At 60.8% G+C, this 14,341-nt stretch carries 13 protein-coding genes; 9 read left to right on the top strand and 4 right to left on the bottom strand.

Annotation, left to right across the window (positions count from 1 at the left end; all coding sequences use genetic code 11):
* Positions 1-278: 278 nt before the first annotated feature.
* The 9 genes from RBH10_RS09015 to RBH10_RS09055 are packed head-to-tail and all read left to right on the top strand — an operon-like array spanning position 279 to position 9,772.
* A complete protein-coding gene (locus RBH10_RS09015; protein ID WP_281039383.1) occupies positions 279-1,778 on the top strand; it encodes an NAD(P)-binding domain-containing protein in 1,500 nt (499 codons plus the stop codon).
* Positions 1,771-2,415 carry a 2-hydroxychromene-2-carboxylate isomerase gene (locus tag RBH10_RS09020; protein ID WP_281039384.1) on the top strand — a complete coding sequence of 215 codons (645 nt, stop codon included), beginning with the start codon at positions 1,771-1,773 and terminating at the stop codon, positions 2,413-2,415. Before RBH10_RS09015 ends, RBH10_RS09020 begins: the two co-directional genes overlap by 8 nt.
* Complete coding sequence (locus RBH10_RS09025) at positions 2,412-3,413, top strand: dipeptidase (RefSeq protein ID WP_281039385.1); 1,002 nt, start codon at positions 2,412-2,414, stop codon at positions 3,411-3,413. The genes RBH10_RS09020 and RBH10_RS09025 overlap by 4 nt, the downstream gene beginning before the upstream one ends.
* A 30-nt stretch (positions 3,414-3,443) precedes the next feature.
* Positions 3,444-4,517, top strand: a complete 1,074-nt coding sequence (locus RBH10_RS09030) for an ABC transporter substrate-binding protein (RefSeq protein WP_281039386.1) — start codon at positions 3,444-3,446, stop codon at positions 4,515-4,517.
* 20 nt (positions 4,518-4,537) lie between these two features.
* Positions 4,538-5,593, top strand: coding sequence for an ABC transporter ATP-binding protein (locus RBH10_RS09035; RefSeq protein WP_281039387.1), 1,056 nt, complete (start codon positions 4,538-4,540; stop codon positions 5,591-5,593).
* A complete protein-coding gene (locus RBH10_RS09040) occupies positions 5,593-6,468 on the top strand; it encodes an ABC transporter permease (RefSeq protein WP_281039388.1) in 876 nt (291 codons plus the stop codon). The genes RBH10_RS09035 and RBH10_RS09040 overlap by 1 nt, the downstream gene beginning before the upstream one ends.
* An 8-nt stretch (positions 6,469-6,476) precedes the next feature.
* Complete coding sequence (locus RBH10_RS09045) at positions 6,477-7,265, top strand: ABC transporter permease (protein ID WP_281039389.1); 789 nt, start codon at positions 6,477-6,479, stop codon at positions 7,263-7,265.
* Between the two features lies 1 nt (position 7,266).
* Positions 7,267-8,775, top strand: a complete 1,509-nt coding sequence (locus RBH10_RS09050; protein ID WP_281039390.1) for a carboxylesterase/lipase family protein — start codon at positions 7,267-7,269, stop codon at positions 8,773-8,775.
* Between the two features lie 49 nt (positions 8,776-8,824).
* Positions 8,825-9,772 carry a LysR family transcriptional regulator gene (locus tag RBH10_RS09055; RefSeq protein WP_045021738.1) on the top strand — a complete coding sequence of 316 codons (948 nt, stop codon included), beginning with the start codon at positions 8,825-8,827 and terminating at the stop codon, positions 9,770-9,772.
* Positions 9,773-9,888: 116 nt separating this feature from the next.
* Here the strand turns inward: RBH10_RS09055 and RBH10_RS09060 are convergent, their stop codons facing one another.
* The 4 genes from RBH10_RS09060 to RBH10_RS09075 form a co-directional block, all read right to left on the bottom strand.
* On the bottom strand, positions 9,889-11,010 hold the full coding sequence (locus RBH10_RS09060) for a sn-glycerol-3-phosphate import ATP-binding protein UgpC (RefSeq protein ID WP_306180535.1): 1,122 nt from the start codon (positions 11,008-11,010) through the stop codon (positions 9,889-9,891).
* A gap of 39 nt (positions 11,011-11,049) precedes the next feature.
* Positions 11,050-11,937 carry an ABC transporter permease subunit gene (locus RBH10_RS09065; RefSeq protein ID WP_045021742.1) on the bottom strand — a complete coding sequence of 296 codons (888 nt, stop codon included), beginning with the start codon at positions 11,935-11,937 and terminating at the stop codon, positions 11,050-11,052.
* A 7-nt stretch (positions 11,938-11,944) separates the two neighbouring features.
* The gene (locus RBH10_RS09070; protein ID WP_281039392.1) at positions 11,945-12,835 is read right to left on the bottom strand and encodes a carbohydrate ABC transporter permease; all 891 of its coding nucleotides are present in this window, start codon (positions 12,833-12,835) and stop codon (positions 11,945-11,947) included.
* Positions 12,836-12,910: 75 nt separating this feature from the next.
* Entirely contained in the window at positions 12,911-14,254 is a 1,344-nt protein-coding gene (locus RBH10_RS09075; RefSeq protein ID WP_281039393.1) for an extracellular solute-binding protein, read from the bottom strand.
* Between the last annotated feature and the right edge of the window lie 87 nt (positions 14,255-14,341).

Below are 14,341 nucleotides of genomic sequence, written 5' to 3' on the forward strand. Positions count from 1 at the left end.
TGGATTAGCGCCGCAAAGACTATTCCGATTATGATTTCCAAACCGAAAGAATTTTCCTGAAATCCCCCATTTGGCGATGATCACCATCACCGTTGCTGGCTTTGTTTCAACGCTGGTGAGCGTTAGAATCGACAGGCTGAACCTCACTTTCTGCCGCTTGCGCCAAAATTTGCTGAAAACCGCAAATCATTAGAAGAATTTTGCTTTCCGCATCTGCGCATCTGTGTTTCTTATAATGCTTAAATAGAATTTTTAATGCCTATTAATTCAGAAATGACATGATGGAAGATCGCAAAACCAGTGCTGTGTCCTCTGATGCTGTCGGCTTGCCGGCGCTTGAGGCGAGGCTTGCGCAGGAGCTAACCCTGCTCGAGCGGCCGGCGAAGCCGTGGGTGCCGCGCATGCAGCTCGAGGGTGCCGAAGTGCTTGACGTTGCGGTCATCGGCGCAGGGCTTTGCGGGCTCACCGCGCTGGCTGCTCTTTCATTTGCCGGAATCGACAATATCAGGGCTTTCGACAGGGCATCGAACGGGCTGGAAGGGCCGTGGATGACGAGCGCGCGCATGGAAACATTGCGCACCCGCAAGGAACTCGCCGGTCCCGCTCTCGGCGTGCCCTCCCTGACATTCCGCGCATGGTTCGAGGCGCAGTTCGGCGGCCGCGCTTACGAGGACATGCAGCTTATTCCGCGTGAGGCGTGGATGGCTTACATGGTCTGGTATCGCAATGTGCTGGCGCTGCCGGTGAGCAACGATACCACGCTCGTCAACCTCGTTTTGCGCGAGGATGGCCTGCTCGATCTCGAATTGCAGGGGCCGGAAGGTAGGGCCAGGGTTTTGGCGCGTCGGGTGATTTTGGCGACGGGGCTCGATGGCCTCGGTGCGCCGCGATTGCCGGATGTGGCGAAAACGGTTCCCGCCCGCTTCGTGCGCCACAGCGGCGACGTGTTCGACATCAGCGCCTTGCGGGGCAAACGTGTCGCCGTGGTCGGTGCCGGGGCTTCGGCGATGGACAATGCCGCCGCAGCACTTGAGGCGGGGGCTGCTCGCGTCGACCTTTTCATTCGCAGGCCGGATATTCCGCGTGTGGAGAAATTCGGTGGCGTGGCCAGCCTTGGGATGACCCACGGTTACATTGGCCTGCCTGATGCTGACCGCTGGGCCTTCATGGTCGAGGCGGAACGGACGCAAATCCCGCCGCCGCGCCACAGTGTGCTCAGGGTCTCGCGCCATGCCAACGCCTTCTTCCATCTGGCCAGCCCAGTTCTCAGCCTGACGGAAGTGGGCGATGCGGTGGAAATCGAGACGCCGAAGGGGCACTATCCGGCCGATCGCATCATTTTCGCCACCGGCTTCGATGTCGATTTTGCCCGGCGTCCGGAATTTGTGGCCTTAAGCGGCCGCGTCCTGCTCTGGCGCGACGCCTACCAGCCGCCCGTCGAGCAAAGCAACGATGCGCTGGGGTCCTATCCCTATCTCGGGCCGGCCTTCGAATTTCTGCCGAAACCGGATTTGCCGACGACTGAGGCGGAGACGATTTCCCGTATCCATTGCTTTGCCTATCCGGCTGTTCCCTCCCACGGAAAAATCACCAGTGGCATTCCGGCGGTCAGTCAGGGGGCGGAGCGGCTGGCGCAGGGTATTGCCCGCTCGCTTTTCGTCGAAGACCGCGCCCGCCATTTCGAGACTTTCATGAACCACGACGCCGCTGAAATCACCGGCGAGGAATGGCGCGACGCGGACGCGCAGGACAAGATCAAGGAGCATGCCAATGGCTGAACCGGCACTGAAACTGGAGATATTTTACGGCATTTCATCGCCGTGGGCCTATTTCGGTGCGCCACGGGCGGTCGAAGTCGCGCGTTCGCATGGAGCCGAGATTGTACTGCGCCCAATCCGCATCATCGAGGCCAATGGCGGCATTCCGCTGCGCAGCCGCCCGGATGCCCGGCAGAATTATCATGCGGTGGAGCTGGACCGGTGGCGGCGTTATCTCGACATGCCGCTCAATCTCACGCCGAAATTTTACCCCTGCGCCACCATCGAACGCGCGGCCCAACTTGTCATCGCCGCGCAGAAGGCCGGGCTGGATGCGATCAGCCTTTCCTTCGCCATCCAGCGCGCATTGTGGAGCGAAGATCGCGACATTGCCGATCTCGAGACACTCCGCGCCATCGCGCAGACCGTTCTCGGTGCTGAAGCTGTGTCACTGGTGCGCGATCCGCAGCCTGAAGACATCGTGGCGGAGTGGCATGGAAATCTCACTGAGGCCGAGCGCCTCGGTATCTTCGGAACGCCGACCTATGTGGTGAACGGCGAGCTTTTCTGGGGGCAGGATCGCTTGGAATTCGCAAGCCGCGCCCTTGGGGCGCTCAAGCAGCAGCTTTCACAATCCGCAGTGAGGACATCCGCATGACCGATGCCGCAAAACTCCACAATGATGCCATCGTCATCGACGGCCTGCAAACCTGCCAGTGGAGCAGGTCGATATTCGAAGACATGCGCGCGGGTGGCCTGACCGCCGTCAACGTCTCCAGCGTGATCTGGGAAAATTTCCGTGAAGGCATCGGTTATGTCAGCGAATGGAAGCGTTTCCTGCGGGAAAATGACGACCTGATCCGCCCGGTGCGCACGGTCGCCGATATTCACGCGGCCAAGGCGGAAAACAGAACGGGTATCATCATCGGCTGGCAGAACACGTCGCCGCTGGAAGACAAGCTTGATTATGTCGAGATTTTCAAGGATCTCGGCGTCGGCATCATGCAGCTCACTTACAATACCCAGAACTATTCCGGTGCCGGCTACCTTGAGGAAAACGATAGCGGCCTGACCGGCTTCGGCCGCGAGGTGCTTGGGGAGATGAACCGCGTCGGCGTGCTTTGCGATCTGAGCCATGTCGGCGACAGAACCACGGCGGATGTCATCGCCCGCTCGAAGGCGCCGGTCTGCATCTCGCATGTGCTGCCGCGCGCTCTTCGCGACGTGAAACGCAACAAGCCGGATGAACTCCTCAAGGCATGCGCGGAGAAAGGCGGCATCATCGGCATCAGCCTTTTTGCGCCGGGTCTTGCTGCCGGAAACGATGCGACGGTCGAGGATTATCTCGATGCAATGGCCTATGTCATCGACCTCGTCGGTGAAGATCATGTCGGCATCGGCACGGATTTCTCGCAGGAGCGGCCGCGTCCCGGCCCCTGGCAGCTCTGGGCCAACCGCGACAAGGGCACGGCCCGCACGCTGACGGAGTTCGCAACGGTCAAGATTTCCAAGCCGAAGGGCATCGAGCGCATCGGCGAGGTGCCCAATATCACCGCCCGCATGCTGGCGCGCGGCTGGAGCGAAACGCTCGTTCTGAAACTTCTCGGACAAAACTGGCTGCGGGTGCTGGATGCCGCGTGGCGACCCGTAATCTGACAACACCACAATCAAACGGAGGCAATTGAAATGAAAAATGCTCATCAGCGCCGCAAGGCCGCTCTCTTCGCCGGCATCGTTGCCGCCGGGATCGCATCGCTCTCGGGAACCGTCTTTGCGCAGGATGCGACGAAAGGCACCGTCAATATCGTCGGTTTCTCCGGCGTCTTTGCGGATAACTATCAGAAATTCATCATCGATGCCTTCAAGGCCAAACATCCGGGCATCGAGGTGAATTATCAGCAGAGCAAGAATTCGGCCGAAACGCTGGCGCTGCTCACCCTTCAGCGTGCCGAACCGAAGGTCGACGTCGCCCTGATCGACGTCTCGGTTGCCATCAAGGCGAACAAGGAGGAATTGTTCACCAAGCTTGATCCCGCCAAGGTGCCGAACCTGGCCGAGCAGCCGGAATGGGCGCGCATCGACAGCGACCGCGCCGTTGCCTTCTCGCAGGACAATCTCGCCATCCTCTACAATACCGACGCGGTGAAGGAACCGCCGACAAGCTGGACCGATCTTGCCGACCCGAAATACAAGGGAAAGATCGCCGCCAAGCTTTCCGATACGCGCGGTGTCATTCTCTTGCCGATCCTCACCAAGCTGAAGGGCGGCGACTACATGACCTCCGTCGATCCGGCCATCGATTTCCTGAAACAGGTTGCGCCGAGCGTTTCAACCTTCGAACCGGCTCCGGATTGCTATGCCGTGGTGCAGAGCGGCGAGGTCGATCTTTCCATCTGCTGGAATGGCCGCGCGCAATATCTGCATGACACGCAGGGCGGCAAGATCGGCGTGGCCTTGCCAAAGGAAGGCTCCATTGGCCAGACGAACACGATCGGTCTGGTCGAAGGTTCCGCCAATAAGGAGGCCGCCGAACTTTTCGTCAATTATGCGTTGAGCGCCGAGGCGCAGGCGACATTCGCCGAAAAGAGCTTCTACGGTCCGGTCAACAGCAAGGTCTCGCTGAGCGAGCCCGTCGCTGCCCGCATCTATGGCAGCAAGGAAGCGCAGGCCGCGCAGTCTTCTCTCGACTGGAACTTCGTGGCGGACAAATATTCGGCGTGGATACAGCGGATCAACCGCGAGGTCATCGCGGCGAATTGAGACAGGAAGCAGAGGACGCCATGGCCGATCATCATGTCGAGATCGACAATCTCGTGAAGACCTATCCGGGCGCCCTCAAGCCCTCCGTGGATCACGTCAGCTTTTCCCTGCCGCGCGGGGAAATGCTGGCGCTCTTGGGGCCATCCGGCTGCGGCAAGACGACGATCCTGCGCATGATCGCCGGTCTTATCCCGGTAACTTCGGGTGAAATCCGTCTGGATGGCCGCGATATCTCCGCAACCCCCGTCCATCAGCGCAATATGGGCATGGTTTTCCAGGCCTATGCCCTGTTCCCGCATATGAATGTTTCCGAAAATATCGCCTTCGGGCTGGAAATGCGCGGCATTCCAAAGTCGGAGCGCAAGGAGAGGGTGGCAAGGGCGCTCGATCTGGTCAAGCTTTCCGGCTTCGGCGAAAGACGCGTCTCCCAGCTTTCCGGCGGTCAGCAGCAGCGGGCGGCAATTGCGCGCTCGCTCGTCATCGAACCCGCGCTGCTGCTGTTTGACGAGCCACTCTCCAATCTCGATGCGAAACTGCGCGACGAGATGCGCGATGAAATCCGCGATATCCAGAACCGCACCGGCGTTACCAGCATTTTCGTGACCCATGATCAGGACGAAGCGCTTTCGATGGCCGACCGGCTCGCCGTCATGTCTGAAGGCCGGATCGAGCAGATCGGCACGCCACGCGAGATTTTCGACAGGCCGAAGACGGATTTCGTCGCCTCCTTCATCGGGGCCGGCTCGTTTCTTGCTGGCACCGTGGTCGCGCCGGGCCGCGCGGAAATCCCGGGTCTCGGCTTCCTGCATTTTGCAGGCGCCGTGCCGGCCGGGCAGAAAGCACGGTTTCTGGTGCGGCCGCACCGCTTCGTGTTGGGCGAGGGCGTCAATACTTTTTCCGGGATTGTCGAACATGTCACCTATCGCGGCCAGATGCTCACGCTCGGCGTGCGCGCGGGCGACCACCGCCTTCAGGCTGATTTGCCCACCCATGCCGCCGCTTTGCCGGTGAAGGGCGAGCGGGTGACGCTTTCCGTTGCACCAGAGGATGTGACGCTGATCGGGGAGGCGGCCTGATGGCGGCGGCAAGCCATTCTGCCGGTGGCAGCGCATCGCATCGCGGCATCCTGCTTCTTCTGCTTTTGCCGGGCCTTATTGCGCTACTGACGACCTTCCTGCTGCCACTCATCTGGCTGGTGCGGGCGTCATTCGCGTCCTCGGCCATGGCCGCCCTTCGCGGCGGCGACTGGACGCTCGAATCCTACCGAACCGTGCTGTTTGACCCGTTTTACTGGAAAATCGCCTGGAACACGCTTTATCTCGGCGTAAACGTCGCGGTTCTGGCGGTCGTGCTTTCCTATCCCATCGCGCTCTTTCTTGCCCGTACCCAGAGCCGCTGGCGCGGTGTGCTGACCGCACTTGCCGTGGCACCGCTTCTCACCTCCTCGGTGGTGCGCACCTATGGCTGGATGGTCATTCTGGGGGACAGGGGCGTCATCAACTCGGCGCTGCAATCCTCCGGCCTGACGGATGGCGTCATCCGGCTGACCAACAATTATTTCGGTGCCACCGTCGCACTGGTCGAAATCCTGATGCCCTATGCAATTCTTGCGATGCTGAGCGGATTTGGCCGGCTGAACACACAATTCGAGGAGGCCGCCGCGATGCTCGGGGCAAACCGCCTGCGCGTGTTTACCCGTATCGTGCTGCCGCTTTCATTGCCCGGGGTTCTGACGGCCGCACTTCTCGTCTTCGTGCTGGCCATCTCGTCCTTCGTCACGCCGCGCCTGATGGGCGGTGGCCGTGTCTTCGTCATCGGTACGGAGGTTTATAACGAGGCGACGGTGACGCTGAACTGGCCGCTGGCCGCCGCACTTTCGGTGCTGTTGCTCGTCCTGTTCGGCAGTGTGATCGTGATTTACCAGCGCGCCATGCGCGCGCTTGAGACGTGAGGCCGGCCATGGACGCGAAATTCGGACGTCTCGCCCACGCGCTTCTGCTGACCCTGCTTTACCTGTTCCTTCTGGCGCCGATCATCGTCGTCCTGATCATTTCCTTCGATACGCGGCAATATCTGGCGTTTCCGCCGGAAAGCTTCTCCTTTGGCTCCTATGCCAAGGTTTTCGCCAATGCCAAGTTCATCAGCGCCTTCTGGCGAAGCCTTGGCATCGGCCTGCTCGTCGGTTTTGTCTCGATCTTCGCGGGGTTGCTTCTGTCGCTGGCGCTGTCGCGGCACGAATTCCGCGGCAAGGGGGCGCTCAATTTCCTGATCCTCGCGCCTTTCCTCGTGCCGCATATCGTGCTTGCCGTCGGTGTGATGCTGGTGCTTGGTCCACTAGGGTTGCTCGACAGCTATACCGGCATCTTTCTGGCGCATCTCGGCATCACCACACCCTATACCGTGCGCACCATCACCATGAGCCTTATGGCGGTGGATCGCCGTGTCGAGGAGGCGGCGCGCGTTCACGGCGCATCGCCCGCCATGGTGCTGTGGCGTATCACGTTGCCGCTTGTTCGACCCGGTCTCATCGCCGGTGCGGTCATCGCCTTCCTGATTTCCTTCGACGAAGCGACGATCTCGCTCTTCATCGTTTCGGTGAAATCCTCGACGCTGCCGACGGAAATCTATCACTATCTGGAATATTCCACCGATCCGCAGATCGCCGCGCTCTCCGTCATCCTCATCTTCATCTCGGTTGGTGTGGTCGTGGCGGTCGAGCGGCTGATCGGATTGCGCAAGGTGTTGTGACATGACCATCGTGAAGGTGGCAGCCGGCGCGCTGCAGGGTATCAGGGAAAACGGAATTCACGCCTTTCTCGGCGTGCCCTATGCCGCGCCGGTCACGCCGGAACGGCGTTTCGAAGCGCCGCAGCCGGTTTTGCCATGGCAGGATGTGCGCGATGCCACCCGGCTCGGCCCCGTCTGTCCGCAAATTCCGACCTACGGCCCGGTCGGCACCGCCGCGACCTCGAAACTTGCTTTCGGCGAGGATTTCCTGACCGTCAATATCCGCACGCCGGATCCGGCTGGCCGGGCGCCGGTGCTGTTCTGGATCCATGGTGGCGGTTATGCGGTCGGCTCGGCCAATGAACCGGTGCTGCAGAGCGGTGCTTTTGCGGCAAGTGGCATTGTCGAAGTCACGGTCAATTATCGCCTTGGTGCGCTCGGCTTCCTTCATGTCGAGGGCAAGCCTGACAATCGCGGTCTGCTCGACCTCATCGCCGCGCTCGAATGGGTGCGCGACAATATCACCGCCTTTGGTGGTGATCCGGACCGGGTGGCGCTGGCGGGGCGCTCGGCCGGAGGCTTTGCGGTCGCGACGCTGATGGCGATGCCGCAAGCGCAGGGGCTTTTTCATCGGGCCATGCCACAAAGCGGCGCAAGCACGGCAATCGCCTCTCTGGAGGATGCAGCCAAGCTCTCGCGCCGCTTTCTGGCGGCGGCGGATATGGATGATGCGTCGCTCGCTGCTCTTCCCATGGAGAGGCTGCTCGAAATCCAGCGCGATCTCTGCAACCAGTCCTATGAACATCATGATTTTGCCCGCGACGGGACGGCCGCGATGCTCGGCGTTCCCTTCGTTCCTGTTGTCGATGGGGTGAGCCTGCCGGAACATCCTGAAACCGCCGCGCAGGCAGGGCGCACGGCCGCCGTGCCGATGATGATCGGCTGCACGACGGGAGAATACGTCACCCACGCGACCGCGCAGCCGGAGATGGATTTTGCTCTCTGCGCCGAACTGCTGCATGAGCGCGTTCTGCCATGCGGCCTCAGCGGGTCGCGTATTGTCGAGCGTTATCGCAGTGCCCTGCCGCGCCACAGCCCGCGCGGCATCTGGCGGGCGGTTGCCGGTGATCTGGTCTTCCAGCTTCCCGCGATCCGTTTCGCAAAGCTGCATGTCCGTTTCAACCCGGTCTATAAATATCTCTATGGTTCACTGGGGGTCGATGAGCTGGGCGAGCCGCATGGGGCAGAAGTCGGCTGCGTCTGGTATCGCGATGGCCTGAACGGCCGCGAACTGCCGCAACGCCAGCGGGTGACGGATGCGGGCTTTGCGAGAACGATCCATGCTCTATGGGCCTCTTTCATAAAGGACGGATGGCCCACCGCGCCGAATGGCGAGTGGCCGCATTATCATGCCGAAAAGCCAATGGTTCTGCGGTTAAGCCCGGCGGGGTTTGGTGCCACTCCCGATCCCTTTGACGGGCGCGAGGCGCTTTGGCTGCCGGCTGGCCATGAAGATCACGGGCAGGTATAGCGCTTAGTGGCGATCAGGAAGAAGCACATGTCTCGGGGCGGAGTGGAAAATGGTGTCTGACTATCTCGATACGCGGCAACTCGAGGCTTTCGTGGCCGTGGTTTCGATCGGCAGCATAACCGGTGCGGCGAAGGCGCTGGGCAAGTCCCAACCCGTCGTCACGCGCCTCATCCAGGACCTTGAGGGTGAAATCGGTTTTGCGCTGCTGCATCGCAACGGTCCCCGCATCACGCCCACCGAAAAGGGTGTCGCCTTTTTCGCCCAGGCGGAACTGTTCCTCAGTGGCCTCAGGACGATCAGCGAAAGCGCAAGGCGCATTCGCGCCGCGCGCCGCACGGCCATCGAGGTTGCCTCCATTCCGGCGATTGCCGCCAGTCTTCTGCCGAGGGCGCTTGCCGCGCTGCCGCCAGACAGGTTTCCCGATCACGTGCATCTGCAAAGCATTTCGTCGGAAAATGTCGTGCAGGCGGTGATGGCCGGCACAGCGGATCTGGGTGCCGTCAGCCTCCCGCTCGATAATCCCGGCATCGACATCCACTGGCTTGGGGAGGTCCCATGCGTGGCCGTGGTGGCGGAGGATCATCCGCTTGCGCAAAAGGCGGTGATCTCCGCGGAAGACCTTGCCGGACACCGGCTTATCGCTTCCGCAAACCCCTTCCGTCTTCGCATGCGGATCAATGACGTGCTCTCCAATCTCGGTGTTGACCTGTCCTCCGTGATCGACAGCAACGCGACCTATGTTTCCCTCTCGCTTGCGCGCATGGGGCTCGGCATCGCCATCGTCGAATCGATCACCCTCTGGGGCCTGCCGGTGGAGGGGGTACGCGTTCTGCCCCTCTCGTTCCACATACCGTTCCAGTGGGGCCTCGTCACAGCGGCCGGCCGGCCGGTCATCTACGAGGTGGAACAGCTGGTGGCCACAGCGAAACGAATGGTAGCGGATATTCCGCAGGCCGTTGTGTATGATAAAATATCGCAAATTCAGAATATTGACTGAGTTTGTTCATGTAATTTATGCTGTCGGTGTGGCTGCATAGCACCAAACCAAACGTCGCTCCCAGGTCCGGCGAGGCGGAATATTTCCGCAGCCACGCCGGACGTGTCACGCCGCCGTTAAACCGCCAGCAGCTTCTCGTTGCCGATGCGCGTGGCTTGGACCGCGCCTTCGGTTTCGATCCGCTTGCCGGTGGCAGGATCGAAGAAGTGGAGGTGGGCGGTGGGCAGCTCGAAGTGGATGCGCTGGCCGGGTTTGACCAACAGATCCTCGCCGATGGCGGCGGAGAAGGTCTCGCCGTTGATATCCGCATGCACGATGCGACCGGAACCCAGCTCCTCGACGAAATCGACGGTTGCCGGCACGCCGGCACCTTCCGTGCTGACCAGGCATTGTTCCGGGCGGATGCCCACCGTTACGTCACGACCGCGCAGTTCCAGCGCGGTTTCGGGGAAGAGTTTGACCGGCGTGCCGCCGAGCATCACGGAAGGAGATTCGACCTCTACCCGCGTGTTGAACAGGTTCATTGCTGGCGAACCGATGAAGGAGGCTACGAAGGTGCTGGCCGGGCGGTGATAGATATCGAGCGGATGGCCGACCTGTTCGACATTGCCCTTGTTCATTACCACCAGCCGGTCGGCCAACGTCATGGCTTCCACCTGATCGTGGGTCACGAAGACGGAGGTGGCCGACAGGCGCTGGTGCAGCTTGCAGATCTCGGCGCGCATCGTCACACGCAGCTTGGCATCGAGGTTGGACAGCGGCTCGTCGAAGAGGAACACCTGCGGTTCGCGGATGATCGCGCGGGCCATGGCCACGCGCTGGCGCTGGCCTCCGGATAGGGCGGCGGGCTTGCGTTCGAGATAATCGGAAAGGCCGACGATCTTTGCCGTTTCCTCGATACGGCGCAGGCGCTCGGCCTTGGGCACGCCTGCCACTTTCAGCGCATAACCGATATTGCCTGATACCGTCATATGCGGATAAAGCGCATAATTCTGGAACACCATGGCGCAACCGCGCTCGCGTGGTTCCAACGTGTTGACGACGCGCCCGCCAATGGCGATTTCACCTGACGTGATATCCTCCAGCCCGGCGATCATGCGCAAAAGCGTGGATTTGCCGCAACCCGAGGGGCCGAGGATGACGACGAATTCGCCGGTTTCGAAAGTGAGATCCACGCCGTGCAGGGTCGGGGTCTTGCCGTAGGATTTGCGGACCTGCCGAATATCGATCTGAGCCATGATATTAAAACCTTGTTGTTGAAGCCACACGCCGTCTCGTCACTTGTCGGACGAGACGAGACCGCGGACGAACCAGCGTTGCAGGAACGCCACGACGAGAAGCGGCGGCAGGATGATGATGAGGGAACCGGCGAGCGTGACGTTCCAGTCCGGCGAGCCGTCCTCGGAAGGCAAAAGCGCACGCAGCGACATCATAACCGTCTTGTAGGAAGGGTCGGTGACCATCAGCAGCGGCCACAGATACTGGTTCCACGAGCTGACGAAGAGAATGGTGGTGAGGGCCAGCATGTTGGTGCGCGACAGCGGCAGCAGCACGTCGAAAAAGAAACGCACGGGACCGGAACCGTCCATGCGCGCCGCTTCCGCCAACTCGTCGGGCAGGGTCATGAAGAACTGCCGGTAGAGAAAGGTGCCGGTGGCCGTGGCGACGAGCGGCAGCGACAGGCCGGCATAGGAGTTCAGCAGGTTCCATTCGACGTTGATTTCGTAACCGCTGACCAGCGCCACGAGGTAACGGAACGGCTGGAACACGTCCGCCGCCACGGCATAGGTTGGAACGGCGCGAATTTCGAGCGGCAGCATCAGCGTGATGAAGACGGACCAGAAGAACAGGTGTTTCAGCGGCGAACGGAAAAACACGATGGCGAAGGCGGTGAGTGCGGAAAGGGCCACCTTGCCCGCCGTGACGAGCGAGGCCATGACCAAGCTGTTGAACATGGCGTTGCCCAGATTGGCGCGGGTCCATGCGGCGCTGAGATTGTTGAAAAGCTCGCCCTGCGGCATGAAGCTGAAAGGCGTGTGGTTCACCTGCTGCACCGTCTGGCTGGCGCCTGCCAGCACCACGATGAAGGGGCCGATGAGAAGCAGAAACCCGGCGACCATGATCACGTAGGTCAAAGCGTCGGAATAGGGCGTGCGCTGGATCATGCCGGTCTCACTTGTAATGGACGCGCCGCTCGATGAAGCGGAACTGGATGAAGGTGAAGACCATGATGAGGCCGATCAGGACGATGGTTTGTGCCGAGGCGCCGGAATAGTTCAGTCCTTCGAAGGCTTCGGTGACAATGCGGTAAACCATCACATCGGTGGCGCGGTTGGGGCCGCCTGCCGTGAGTGAATGCACGATGCCGAACGTATCCTGGCCGACGAAACCTTCGGTCATCATCGTCACCATCAGGAAGAACAGCGTCGGTGCGAGCAACGGTACCTGAATGTCTATGGCGCGGCGGATCGGCCCGGAGCCGTCCATCGCCGCGGCTTCTGTCAGCGAACGGGGTACGGATTGCAGGCCGGCGAACAGGAAGATGAAGGTATAACCCGCCCATTTCCAGATGAAGATGGCGATGACGAGCGCCAGCGCATGTTCGCCGTATTTGGCCGGGTTCCAGATGTCAGGCCAGGCGGCGTTCAAAGATGCGGCAAGCCCGCGTTCGGGCGACAGGATGAAGCGGAAGGCGAGGCCGGCGGCAGGCCCTGCAATGGCGAAGGGCAGGATATACAGAACCCGGAAAAATCCGGAGCCGGGAAGCTGGCGATCGACGGAGAGAGCCAGGACGAGGCCGATGAGTATGGCGACGAAGGGGCCGACGGTCGCGAAGATCAGGCTGACGGTAACGGAATGCCAGTAGAACGGATCGGAGAAGACTTCCTGGAAATTGGCGAAACCGACGAATTCCGCCGCACCGCCAAAGGGCGGCTGGAGGGTGAAGGCCCAGTTGATCACCGCCGCGACGGGCCAGTAGAAGAACAGGAGGATCAGTGCCAGCTGCGGCAATGCGAACAGCAGCGGCAACCAGGTGCTTTTGAAAACGGCGCGCTTTTCCATGAAATATCCGAAACAGAAAATGGCATTAAGGGTTTGCCCGTGCGGACACGGGCAAACCCAGGCGAAAAGGACCGTTTAGTTCAGCTTGGCGCCGGCATAGGTCTTTTCGAAGCGGCGCAGGCCGGCATTCGAGCGCTCGACAGCCTTGTCGAGTTCGGTCTGGATGTCGGCATTCTGCATGAAGATGGCTTCGAGCGAGGTCGCGACTTCCTTGCGGATCTGCGTGAAGCCGCCGAGACGGATACCGCGGGTATATTCGGAAGGCGGCGTGAATGTCAGGCTTTCAATGGCCTTTTCACGGCCCTTGTAGGGGGCCTTGTCGTAGAAGCCGTTGGCCTTCATGGCGTCGAAACCGGTCTTGGTGACGGGGATGTAGCCGGTGACGGTGGACCACCACTCAACCATATCAGGCTGGGCGATGAAGTTCAGGAATGCGGCTGCACCCTTGTATTCAGCGTCCGGACGACCGGCCATGACCCAGAGCGACGCGCCGCCGACGAGCGAGTTGTGGCGCTCGGTGCCCTTCCAGATCGGCAGCATGGCGACGTCCCACTTCACGCCCTCAGGCATGGCCTTGCCGACGGTGCCGTGGCTGGCGATCGAGGACATGAACATCTGGCAGTTCTGCGAGGTAAAGGCGGGCAGGATGTCCATGCCGAGCTGCTTGGTCTTGACGACGAACAGCTTCTCGTCCTGCATCTTCTTGAAGAATTTGACCTGATCGATGAACTTCGTTTTGTTGATCGTCAGTTCGGCGTCGAGGCCCTGATAGCCGTTGCCCTTGGTGGCAATCGGCTGGTTGTGGATGGCGGAGAACTGCTCCATCAGCATCCAGGTGTCGAAATTAAATGCCAGCGGGCATTCGAAACCGGCCGTCTTCAGCTTCTTGGCAGCCTCTTCGACCTGTTCCCAGGTGTCTGGCTTGAAGGTGATGCCGGCTTTTTCGAAAGCGTCGACATTGTAATAAAAAACGGCGGTGGAGGAGTTGTAGGGGAAGGAGTTCAGCTCGCCCGCAGCCGTCGCATAATAGTTGGCGATGCCGGGGAAATAGTTGTTCCAGTCGATCTTGTAGCCGTTGTCGGCCATCAGCTTCTTGGCAGGAACGAAAGCCTTGGACAGCATCATGTCCAGCGTGCCGGCATCGTAGATCTGGGTGATGGCGGGCTGCTTCTTGGCGCGGTAGGCGGCAATGGTGTTCTGCAGCGTGGCGTCGTAATCGTTCTGCGAGGTGCAGACGATCTCGAATTCAGCCTGCGAGTCGTTGAACTTCTTGCAGGTTTCCTGAACGCGGTCGCCGAGATCGCCGGAAAGGCCGTACCAGAATTCGAACTTGGTCTTTTCTGCGTGGGCAGCCGTGGCGCCGAAGGCGGCGGCAATGGCAACGCCGGCCACGAAAGAGGTCAGAGCGGAAGGTTTCATGAGTTGAGCCCCGTTGAAGGAATAATGGCATGACCGGCAAGGACATCACGTCCCCAGCACGAAGCCACGGGCTCTGCTAGCAGCCGT

Origin of the sequence: Rhizobium sp. AN73 (assembly GCF_030757975.1) — a bacterium.
Lineage (GTDB): Bacteria > Pseudomonadota > Alphaproteobacteria > Rhizobiales > Rhizobiaceae > Agrobacterium > Agrobacterium arsenijevicii.

Bases quoted from the DNA above. Each gene is read 5' to 3' on its own strand.
- RBH10_RS09065 (WP_045021742.1), bottom strand. From the start codon at position 11,937: ATGATCCAGCGCACGCCCTATTCCGACGCTTTGACCTACGTGATCATG.
- RBH10_RS09075 (WP_281039393.1), bottom strand. From the start codon at position 14,254: ATGAAACCTTCCGCTCTGACCTCTTTCGTGGCCGGCGTTGCCATTGCC.
- RBH10_RS09035 (WP_281039387.1), top strand. From the start codon at position 4,538: ATGGCCGATCATCATGTCGAGATCGACAATCTCGTGAAGACCTATCCG.
- RBH10_RS09030 (WP_281039386.1), top strand. From the start codon at position 3,444: ATGAAAAATGCTCATCAGCGCCGCAAGGCCGCTCTCTTCGCCGGCATC.
- RBH10_RS09060 (WP_306180535.1), bottom strand. From the start codon at position 11,010: ATGGCTCAGATCGATATTCGGCAGGTCCGCAAATCCTACGGCAAGACC.
- RBH10_RS09015 (WP_281039383.1), top strand. From the start codon at position 279: ATGATGGAAGATCGCAAAACCAGTGCTGTGTCCTCTGATGCTGTCGGC.
- RBH10_RS09050 (WP_281039390.1), top strand. From the start codon at position 7,267: ATGACCATCGTGAAGGTGGCAGCCGGCGCGCTGCAGGGTATCAGGGAA.
- RBH10_RS09045 (WP_281039389.1), top strand. From the start codon at position 6,477: ATGGACGCGAAATTCGGACGTCTCGCCCACGCGCTTCTGCTGACCCTG.
- RBH10_RS09055 (WP_045021738.1), top strand. From the start codon at position 8,825: ATGGTGTCTGACTATCTCGATACGCGGCAACTCGAGGCTTTCGTGGCC.
- RBH10_RS09025 (WP_281039385.1), top strand. From the start codon at position 2,412: ATGACCGATGCCGCAAAACTCCACAATGATGCCATCGTCATCGACGGC.
- RBH10_RS09020 (WP_281039384.1), top strand. From the start codon at position 1,771: ATGGCTGAACCGGCACTGAAACTGGAGATATTTTACGGCATTTCATCG.
- RBH10_RS09070 (WP_281039392.1), bottom strand. From the start codon at position 12,835: ATGGAAAAGCGCGCCGTTTTCAAAAGCACCTGGTTGCCGCTGCTGTTC.
- RBH10_RS09040 (WP_281039388.1), top strand. From the start codon at position 5,593: ATGGCGGCGGCAAGCCATTCTGCCGGTGGCAGCGCATCGCATCGCGGC.